The sequence below is a fragment of the Phenylobacterium sp. genome (assembly GCF_024508875.1).
Lineage (GTDB): Bacteria > Pseudomonadota > Alphaproteobacteria > Caulobacterales > Caulobacteraceae > Phenylobacterium.
Map to the genome: position 1 here is coordinate 1 of NZ_JANINU010000085.1, position 8580 is coordinate 8580.

10 protein-coding genes are annotated in these 8580 nt (G+C 69.1%); 3 read left to right on the forward strand and 7 right to left on the reverse strand.

The window, feature by feature from the left end:
* The 3 genes from Q0L11_RS07920 to Q0L11_RS07930 form a co-directional block, all read right to left on the reverse strand.
* Positions 1 to 570: argininosuccinate synthase domain-containing protein (locus tag Q0L11_RS07920; RefSeq protein WP_296596511.1), on the reverse strand; the 570-nt coding region annotated here is incomplete at its 3' end.
* 67 nt (positions 571 to 637) lie between these two features.
* Complete coding sequence (locus Q0L11_RS07925; RefSeq protein ID WP_296596512.1) at positions 638 to 1006, reverse strand: hypothetical protein; 369 nt, start codon at positions 1004 to 1006, stop codon at positions 638 to 640.
* Positions 1007 to 2938, reverse strand: coding sequence for a potassium transporter Kup (locus tag Q0L11_RS07930; protein ID WP_296596513.1), 1932 nt, complete (start codon positions 2936 to 2938; stop codon positions 1007 to 1009).
* A 186-nt stretch (positions 2939 to 3124) separates the two neighbouring features.
* On the opposite strand from Q0L11_RS07930, the gene Q0L11_RS07935 reads away from it, so the two are divergent.
* Complete coding sequence (locus tag Q0L11_RS07935) at positions 3125 to 3925, forward strand: SDR family oxidoreductase (protein WP_296596514.1); 801 nt, start codon at positions 3125 to 3127, stop codon at positions 3923 to 3925.
* Positions 3926 to 3992: 67 nt separating this feature from the next.
* Here the strand turns inward: Q0L11_RS07935 and rplS are convergent, their stop codons facing one another.
* Genes rplS through Q0L11_RS07955 form a run of 4 tightly spaced genes read right to left on the reverse strand, consistent with a single transcriptional unit; the run spans position 3993 to position 6468 of the window.
* Entirely contained in the window at positions 3993 to 4403 is a 411-nt protein-coding gene (gene rplS / locus Q0L11_RS07940; protein ID WP_296596516.1) for a 50S ribosomal protein L19, read from the reverse strand.
* 11 nt (positions 4404 to 4414) lie between these two features.
* A complete protein-coding gene (gene trmD / locus Q0L11_RS07945; RefSeq protein ID WP_296596517.1) occupies positions 4415 to 5149 on the reverse strand; it encodes a tRNA (guanosine(37)-N1)-methyltransferase TrmD in 735 nt (244 codons plus the stop codon).
* A gap of 39 nt (positions 5150 to 5188) precedes the next feature.
* Positions 5189 to 5803 carry a hypothetical protein gene (locus Q0L11_RS07950; protein ID WP_296596519.1) on the reverse strand — a complete coding sequence of 205 codons (615 nt, stop codon included), beginning with the start codon at positions 5801 to 5803 and terminating at the stop codon, positions 5189 to 5191.
* Positions 5803 to 6468, reverse strand: coding sequence for a hypothetical protein (locus tag Q0L11_RS07955; RefSeq protein ID WP_296596521.1), 666 nt, complete (start codon positions 6466 to 6468; stop codon positions 5803 to 5805). Before Q0L11_RS07955 ends, Q0L11_RS07950 begins: the two co-directional genes overlap by 1 nt.
* 27 nt (positions 6469 to 6495) lie before the next feature.
* On the opposite strand from Q0L11_RS07955, the gene Q0L11_RS07960 reads away from it, so the two are divergent.
* Both Q0L11_RS07960 and Q0L11_RS07965 read left to right on the forward strand, forming a co-directional pair.
* Positions 6496 to 7401 carry an acyl-CoA thioesterase II gene (locus Q0L11_RS07960; protein WP_296596522.1) on the forward strand — a complete coding sequence of 302 codons (906 nt, stop codon included), beginning with the start codon at positions 6496 to 6498 and terminating at the stop codon, positions 7399 to 7401.
* Between the two features lie 88 nt (positions 7402 to 7489).
* Positions 7490 to 8362, forward strand: a complete 873-nt coding sequence (locus tag Q0L11_RS07965; RefSeq protein WP_296596524.1) for an acyl-CoA thioesterase II — start codon at positions 7490 to 7492, stop codon at positions 8360 to 8362.
* The last annotated feature ends 218 nt before the right edge of the window (positions 8363 to 8580 follow it).

Below are 8580 nucleotides of genomic sequence, written 5' to 3' on the forward strand. Positions count from 1 at the left end.
GGAGTGCAGCAGGTTGGCGTCGACGCTGAACGGCGCCTCGCCGCGCTTGTCCTTGCTGATCGGGATCTGGTGGTTCTGCGCGAACTCCAGCAGGGCCTCGCGGCTCTTGAAGTCCCACTCGCGCCAGGGCGCGACGACGCGGATGTCGGGCTCCATGGCGTAGTAGGCGATCTCGAAGCGGACCTGGTCGTTGCCCTTGCCGGTGGCGCCGTGCGCGACGGCGTCGGCGCCGATCTTCCGGGCGATCTCGATCTGCTTCTTGGCGATCAGCGGCCGCGCGATCGAGGTGCCCAGCAGGTACTGGCCCTCGTAGACCGTGTTGGCGCGGAACATCGGGAAGACGTAGTCGCGCACGAACTCCTCGCGCACGTCCTCGACGAAGGCGTACTCCGGCTTCACGCCCAGGGTGATCGCCTTGGCGCGGGCCGGCTCGATCTCCTCGCCCTGGCCCAGGTCGGCCGTGAAGGTCGCCACTTCGGCGCCCAGCTCGGTCTGCAGCCACTTGACGATGGTGGAGCTGTCGAGGCCGCCGGAATAGGCGAGGACGACCTTCTTGGGCTTGTCGGCCATGTCGGGGAGAGCCTTCGGGTAGGAGTGGAAGAAGTCGCGCGCCTTAAAGGGCACGGCGGCGGGCCGTTCAAGCCTTAACCGCACCCTCGTCTTCGAGCGTTCGCAGGCTGCCTCGCAGCCACGTCAGGCAGACGACGGCGAAGAGGCCCGCGAGCAGGGCGCGCATGAGGAACAGGATGACCGCCGACTGGGCGTCGGCAGCCGCCAGGCTGGAGAGGGCCGAGAGGGCCAGGCCGATGACCAGCGGCGCGCCGAACATCAGGCCGAGTGCGGTGTTGCGGGGCAGGCGCCACGTAGGCTTGCCGTCCTTGTCCCATTGCATCGGCATCTTCACCGTCGCCGGCACGCGCTTCAGGGCGCCACGGCTGGTGGAGGCGATGAGGGCCATGGCCAGGATCCACAGGCCGTCGCCGAGGTAGTGCAGGACGGTCAGCATCTAGACGGTGACCTGGGTCCCCATCTCGACCACGCGGCCCGGAGGGATCTTGTAGAAGTCGGTGGGGTTGGCCGCGTTCCGCATCAGGAAGATGAACACCTTGTCCTGCCAGAGCGGCATGCCGCTCTGGGCGGAGGGCACCACGCTGCGGCGGCCGAGGAAGAACGACGTGGCCATGATGTCGAACTTCAGCCCCTGCTTGCGGCACAGGCCGAGGGCCTTGGGCACGTTCGGCGTCTCCATGAACCCGTAGTCGATGATGACCTTCTTGAAGTCCTCGTTCACCGGCTCGATGCGCACGCGGTTCTCGTCGCTGACCCGGGGGGTCTCGGCCGTATGCACCGACAGGATGATGTTCTTCTCGTGCAGCACCTTGTTGTGCTTGAGGTTGTGCATGAGGGCGACGGGCGCCGTGTCCGGGTCGGACGTCAAGAAGATCGCCGTGCCCGGCGCGCGGTGCGGGGCGCGGGCCTTCAGGATATCGGCGAGCTCAGCCAGGCTGACGGAGTCGCGGCGGGTCTTGTCCGAGAGGATCTGCGCGCCGCGCGTCCAGGTCCACATGATGACGACAAGGCAGCCGCCGAGGACCAGCGGCAGCCAGGCGCCGTGGAAGAACTTCAGCAGGTTCGAGGTGATGAACACCACGTCGAGGACGCCGAAGGCCGAGGACGCCGCCAGCGCCTGCCAGACCGGGCGTTTCCAGAGGTGGCGGACGATGAAGTAGAACAGCAGCGTGTCGACGAACATCGCGCCGGTGACGGCGATCCCGTAGGCCGAGGCCAGGTTCGAGGACGAGCGGAACACGAACAGCAGGATCAGCACGCCGACCATCAGCATGTTGTTGACCGACGGCACGAAAATCTGGCCGGCCTGGGTCTCGGACGTGCGGCGGATGTCGATGCGCGGGAACAGGCCCAGCGACACGGCCTGCTGCGTCATCGAGAAGGCGCCGGTGATCACGGCCTGGCTGGCGATGACGGTGGCGATGGTCGCCAGCACCAGGACCGGCCAGTACACGACCTCGGGGATCATCTGGAAGAACGGGTTGGCGCGGGCCGAGGGTTCGGACAGCACCAGGGCGCCCTGGCCCAGGTAGTTCAGCAGCAGCGACGGCAGGACCAGGGCCAGCCAGGCGGCGCGGATCGGGCCTTTCCCGAAGTGACCCATGTCGGCGTAGAGCGCCTCGGCCCCGGTCACCGCCAGGAAGACGCTGCCCAGGATCACGAAGCCCAGGAAGCCGTTGTCGATCAGGAACATCACGCCGTAGTGGGGCAGGAGCGCCCGGAAGACCGAGAGGTCGTCGGCGATGTGATAGAGGCCGAGGCCCGCCAGCGTCAGGAACCAGAGCGCGGTGATCGGCCCGAAGAACTTGGCGACCTGGGCCGTACCGCGCGACTGGACGAGGAAGAGGCCGATCAGGATGCCCGCCGAGAGCGGCAGGACGACCTCGTCCATTCGATGGCCGATGCCGGGCGCGTCCTTCAGGCCTTCCACCGCCGAGAGCACCGAGACGGCGGGCGTGATGATGCCGTCGCCGTAGAACAGGGCGGCGCCGAACACGGCCATGAAGAATACGGCGGTCGAGCGCCGGGGCATGACGCGCTGGGCGAGGGCCATGAGCGCCAGCGTGCCGCCCTCGCCCTTGTTGTCCGCCCGCATCAGGAAGACGACGTACTTGATCGTGACGATGAGGATCAGCGCCCAGGTGATCAGCGAGACCACGCCGAGCACGGCCATCTCGCCGCCGCCGCCGCCGCGCGAATGGCCCAGGGCCTCGCGCATCGCGTAGAGCGGACTGGTGCCGATGTCGCCGAACACCACGCCGATGGACCCGAGCGCGAGAGCCCAGAATCCTTCCTTGTGCGCGGAATGACCGTTCGTCTGCGACGCATCTTCAGACGCCTTGGGGGCGTCGACGGCCTGATCAGCCATCCAAAATCTCCGGGCAGCCCCGAAGGGTTCCCCATGGCGGCCCGATGCCGTCGCGGCGGGCGCGAATACACCCAATCCCGGCGGGGTTCAATCGCATGGCGCCGGTAGGTGGTGTCGCAGTCCAGCTTGTCGCTTGAACGGTTCGGGACGTGGCCTAGTTTCGTCGTAGGTGCTTCGGGGGGTGGCATGGACCGGAAACTGGCGCTGGTGACGGGCGCCTCGGCGGGCATCGGCGCGGCGTTCGCGCGGATCCTGGCCAGCCACGGCTACGACCTGGCGCTGACCGCGCGGCGGGTGGAGCGGCTGGACGCCCTGGCCGAGGAAATCCGCCTGCGCTACGGCGTCGAGACCCTGACGGTGGCCGCCGACCTCGCCGAGCCGGAGGCGCCGGGGGCGATCCTGGACCACCTGACCGCCCATGGCCGCACGGTCGACTGCCTGGTGAACAACGCCGGCTACGGCCTGGCCGGGACCTACGCCGACACGCTGTGGACCGAACAGGCCGCCTTCATTCAGGTGATGACGACGGCGCCGTGCGAGCTGGCGCACCGGGTGCTGGGGGGCATGCGGCAGCGACGGTTCGGCCGGATCGTCAACGTGGCGTCCCTGGCGGGCCTGATCCCCGGCTCGGCCGGCCATACACTCTACGCGGCGTCGAAGGCGTTCCTCGTGAAGTTCTCGCAGAGCCTGCACCTGGAGGCGGCCGCCGACGGGGTGCACGTCTCGGCGCTGTGTCCGGGGCTGACCTGGTCGGAGTTCCACGACGTGAACGGCACGCGCGAACTGGCCGCCTCGTCCACGCCGCCGTGGCTCTGGATGGGCGCCGACGAGGTGGCGGCCGCCGGCTACGAGGCGATGGAGGCCAACCGGGCCATCTGCGTGCCGGGCGCGCCCAACAAGGCCATTGCCGCCCTGGTCAAGGCGATCCCCGACGACTGGGCGCTGGCGCTCATGGCCTCGCAGGGCTCGCGCTTCCGCAAGCTGTAGCCGCGGAAACGAAAACGGCGGCCGGATCGCTCCGGCCGCCGCAATCTCGTGTCGATCCCGACGGGGCTCAGCCCTCGGTGATCTCGGCCGTGTCTTCCTTCGAGGCCTGGGCCGTCATCTGGCGCTCGGCGATCCGGGCCGACTTACCGCGACGGTCGCGCAGGTAGTACAGCTTGGCGCGACGGACGACGCCGCGACGCTTCACTTCGATGGAGTCGATGTTCGGCGACAGGATCGGGAACACGCGTTCCACGCCCTCCCCGAACGAAATCTTGCGGACGGTGAAGTTCTCGTCGACGCCTTGGCCGGCGCGGGCGATGCAGACGCCCTCGTAGGCCTGGACGCGCTCGCGGTCGCCTTCCTTGATCTTCACGTTCACGCGGACGGTGTCGCCCGGGCGGAATTCAGGGATTTTGCGGGTCGCCAGGAGGCGGTCGGCTTCTTCCTTGCGGAGGGTCTCGATAACGTTGGCAGCCATGGTCTTCATCCTTACTGGGCTTGCCCTTTCTTTGGAGGGACGCCCTTTGCCTGTTGATTGGCGGTCCTGGCGGCCCACAAGTCCGGGCGCCGTTCCCGCGTCGTCTCTTCCCGCTTCGCCTGCCGCCACTTGCGGATTGCCGCGTGGTTGCCGCTCAGCAGGACCTCGGGGATGTCCAGCCCTTCGAACGCCCGCGGTCGCGTGTACTGCGGATGCTCGAGGAGCCCGTCCTCGAAGCTTTCTTCACTGAGGCTCTCGGCCTGCCCCAGGACTCCCGGGACCAACCGTACGCAAGCCTCGATCGCCACCATCGCCGCCGCCTCGCCACCGGCGAGAACCGCGTCTCCGACGGAGACCTCCTCGAACCCGCGGGCGTCGAGCACCCGCTGGTCGATCCCCTCGAACCGCCCGCACAGGACGATCAGTCCCGGACCTGCGGCCCACTCACGAACGCGCGCCTGGGTGAGGGGCCGGCCCCGGGCGCTCATGTACAAAAGCGGCCGTTCGCGCCGCTCCACGCTGTCCAGCGCAGAGGCGATCACGTCCGCCCGCATCACTTGCCCCGGACCGCCACCCGCAGGAGTGTCGTCGAGGAAGCCGCGCTTATCTGTGGAAAAGGCCCGAATGTCCACTGTTTCCAACGTCCAAAGCGCGGCCTCTCGCCACGCCGTCCCGATCAGGGAGACGCCCAGCGGCCCCGGGAAGGCGTCCGGGAACATGGTCAGGACGGTGCAGTCGAACGACATCGCGCTCCCTAGGCCCCGAGCGGGCCGCGGGGTCAAGGGTCAGACGATGCCCTCCCAGAACACGTAGCCGTCGCCGAGGGACGGCCATTCGACGCACAGCGTCGCCGGTTCCGCGCCCACGGCGTCGGGAGGGGGCTTGGGCGGGCAGACCGTCGGGTGCTCGTGATACTCGACCATACGGACGGTCATGGCGCCCGTCTTCCACTGGAAGTAGACCACGACGGGGCGCACCGGCCGGATGTCGTACTGGACGCCATGGCGGACTCCCCTGCGCGACCCGTCCTGCTGCAAGGCGCCGATCGGCCGCCCGGCCTTCGCGTCGCGGACGACCGAGTCGTAGATCGGCTTGTGGATCCAGAAGTTCAGCCGGACGCTGGCGTAGCTGAGCGGAAGGGCCGCCGCCGCGACGACGGCCACGGCGGCGAGTACGCCAGCGGGAGCCCGCCAGGTCGCCCGTCGCCGAATCCAGAGCCCCAAGCCGGCGGCCAGCAGCGCCAAGGGAGCGGCGGCTAGGGCCCCGAAGATCGCTCCGAAGACCCGCTCCGGCAGCAGTCCTTCGATGGTCGCGCTGAGCAGCAGGAAGGCCGCCCCAACCGCCAGCCAGGACGCCAGGACCCGCCCGAAGATCGTCCGGGGCGGGCGCGATTGCCCCATCAGAAGAACCGCGCGTAGTAGGTGTAGCGCTCTTCCAGTCGCTCGCCGCGGTCGATGCAGCGGGCGCCGGGGCGGCTGACGCAGGGGGTGTCGTCGTAGCGGACGCCGGCGGTGAAGCCGTAGGCGCGGGTCCAGGTGAAGTCGATGGCGCCCCGATCCGACGGGCGGAACTTGAAACGGGCGCCGTCGCGCTCACCCGTGATCCAGCCGCGGGCGTTGGGCGCGCCGCCGATGCGGCCGTCGCGCACCTCGGCGGCGATGGCCTCGTAGGTCGGCCGCCGGGCGTCGAAGTTCATGCGCACGCCGGCCTCGTAGAGCGGCATGAAGGCCGGGATCAGCCCGCCGAGGAAGGTCATCAGCGCGGCCGGCGCCATCCAGCCGGTGATCGGCTCGCGCAGCATGGCCCAGAAGCTCCAGACCAGCAGGACCGGGGGCGGGACCGCGAACACGCCCGCCACCAGCAACGGGGCGACGGCCGGCGGGGTGATCTCCATGAGCCGCGCGGCCGCCAGCAGGCCGCCCACGACGAGCGCCATCCACGCCGCCAGCGCAGCGGCGAGCCGCGTGCGCCACACCGGCCGGACGTAGAGGCTCTCTCCCATTGCGCCTAGATGACGATGCTCGCCGGACGTGCGCAAGGCCGGCTTGGCCGTCGCCTTGCTCATCGGCCCCCCACGGCGTAATCGGCCCGCATGAGCGAGAACAAGACCCCCAAGATCGAAGGTCCCGAGACCGAAGGCCAGGACGAGACCCTGGTGGAGACGCTGCAACTGGAGCGGATCGAGGAGAACCTGTTCCGCGGCACGACGCCCGACAACTCGCCGGGTCGCATCTTCGGGGGGCAGGTGATCGCGCAGTCGCTGCTGGCGGCCTACGAGACCGTGGAGGCCCGGGCCTGCCACTCGCTGCACTGCTATTTTATCCGGCCGGGCGATCCCACCGTGCCGATCGTGTTCGAGGTGGACCGCTCGCGCGACGGCGGCAGCTTCACCACGCGGCGGGTGATCGCCGTGCAGCACGGCAAGCAGATCTTCAACCTGGCCGCCTCGTTCAAGGACCCCGAGGAGGGTTTCCACCACCAGGCCTCCATGCCCGCCGCGCCGCACTGGAGCGAACTGCGGGACCAGATGGAGGTGATGCGCGAGATGATGAAGGACGCGCCCGAGGCGCAGAAGCGTTGGCTGTCGCGCATGCCGCCCATCGAGATGCGCTCGAAGGACGCCCGCACCTACTGGGCCGACGGCAAGCCTAAGGATCCGGAGTCGCAGAACTGGTTCCGCTGCCGCACGCCGATCGGCGATGACCCGCGGATGCACCAGGTGATCCTGGCCTACGCCTCGGACATGAACCTGCTGTCGACGGCGATGCGGCCCTACGCCGTGCACTGGCAGACCCCGGGCCTTCAGTCGGCGAGCCTCGATCACGCCATGTGGTTCCACAAGCCGACCGACTTCAACCAATGGCACCTCTACGTCCACGACAGTCCCTCGGCGTCGGACGGGCGGGGCCTGATCCGCGGCCAGATCTACGCCGAGGACGGGACGCTGGTGGCCTCGGTGGCGCAGGAGGGGCTGCTGCGGATGAAGCCGGCGAAGTAGGCTCTCTCGGGTAAGTGTGGGACGGTTGCCGCTGGCGCTTCCGAAGCGTAAGGCACGCGCCTTCGCAATTGCAGCATCCGGGGACGCCATGACCGGCCAGACGCTCGCCGAAACGCTCAAGCTGGAGCGGCTGGAGGTGAACCTGTTCCGCGGGACCACCCCCGACGAGGACAGGCGCCAGCGCATCTATGGCGGCCAGGTGATCGCCCAGTCGCTGCTGGCGGCCTACGAGACGGTGGAAGACCGCGTCTGCCACTCGCTGCACTGCTACTTCATCCGGCCGGGCGACCCGTCGATCCCGATCGTGTTCGAGGTGGACCGCAGCCGCGACGGCGGCAGCTTCACGACACGGCGGGTGATCGCCGTGCAGCACGGCCAGCAGATCTTCAACCTGGCCGCCTCGTTCCAGGTGGCTGAGGACGGCTACGAGCACCAGTCCGACATGCCGGACGCACCGGGCTGGGACGCGGTGGAGGACGATTCCGAGATGCGCCGCCGGCTGCGGGCCGAGGCGCCGCCCGAGGACCTGGACTGGATCGACCGCGAACAGCCGATCGAGATGCGCACGGTCGGCGGCCGGTTCGACGTCGCCGCGCCCGAGCCGCGCGATCCCCATCAGCAGGTGTGGTTCCGGGCCCGCCACCCGATCGGCGGCGACGATCACATGCACCAGGTGATCCTGGCCTATGCGTCGGACATGAGCCTGCTGGGCACGGCGATCCGGCCGCACGGGGTGAGCTGGCGCACGCCCGGCTTCCAGTCGGCCAGCCTGGACCACGCCATGTGGTTCCACCGCCCGACCGACTTCAACGAATGGCACCTATATGTACAGGAGAGCCCCTCGGCCTCGGGCGGCCGCGGCTTCAACCTGGGCTACATCTACCGCGCCTCCGACGGGGTGCTGGTGGCGAGCTGCGCCCAGGAAGGCCTGATGCGGATGCGGAAGCCGAAGGGGACGTAGAGACAATTGCTCCCCCGTTGGGGGGCTGTCGGCGCATGCCGACTGAGGGGGTCCCAGCCGACCTGGATGACCCCCTCCACCGCTTCGCGGTCCCCCTCCCCCGGCGGGGGAGGACGGGAATCACTCCACTTCTTCCGGTCGCACGCCCACGACCACCCCGTCCGCGAGGCGGACCTCGGGGACGGCTTCGCGGGTGAAGGGGAGGTACCAGGTGGCGC

Excerpts from the sequence above, each read along its gene's own strand:
- Q0L11_RS07925 (WP_296596512.1), bottom strand. The coding sequence starts at position 1,006 with ATGCTGACCGTCCTGCACTACCTCGGCGACGGCCTGTGGATCCTGGCC.
- Q0L11_RS07930 (WP_296596513.1), bottom strand. The coding sequence starts at position 2,938 with ATGGCTGATCAGGCCGTCGACGCCCCCAAGGCGTCTGAAGATGCGTCG.
- Q0L11_RS07935 (WP_296596514.1), top strand. The coding sequence starts at position 3,125 with ATGGACCGGAAACTGGCGCTGGTGACGGGCGCCTCGGCGGGCATCGGC.
- rplS (WP_296596516.1), bottom strand. The coding sequence starts at position 4,403 with ATGGCTGCCAACGTTATCGAGACCCTCCGCAAGGAAGAAGCCGACCGC.
- trmD (WP_296596517.1), bottom strand. The coding sequence starts at position 5,149 with ATGTCGTTCGACTGCACCGTCCTGACCATGTTCCCGGACGCCTTCCCG.
- Q0L11_RS07950 (WP_296596519.1), bottom strand. The coding sequence starts at position 5,803 with ATGGGGCAATCGCGCCCGCCCCGGACGATCTTCGGGCGGGTCCTGGCG.
- Q0L11_RS07955 (WP_296596521.1), bottom strand. The coding sequence starts at position 6,468 with ATGAGCAAGGCGACGGCCAAGCCGGCCTTGCGCACGTCCGGCGAGCAT.
- Q0L11_RS07960 (WP_296596522.1), top strand. The coding sequence starts at position 6,496 with ATGAGCGAGAACAAGACCCCCAAGATCGAAGGTCCCGAGACCGAAGGC.
- Q0L11_RS07965 (WP_296596524.1), top strand. The coding sequence starts at position 7,490 with ATGACCGGCCAGACGCTCGCCGAAACGCTCAAGCTGGAGCGGCTGGAG.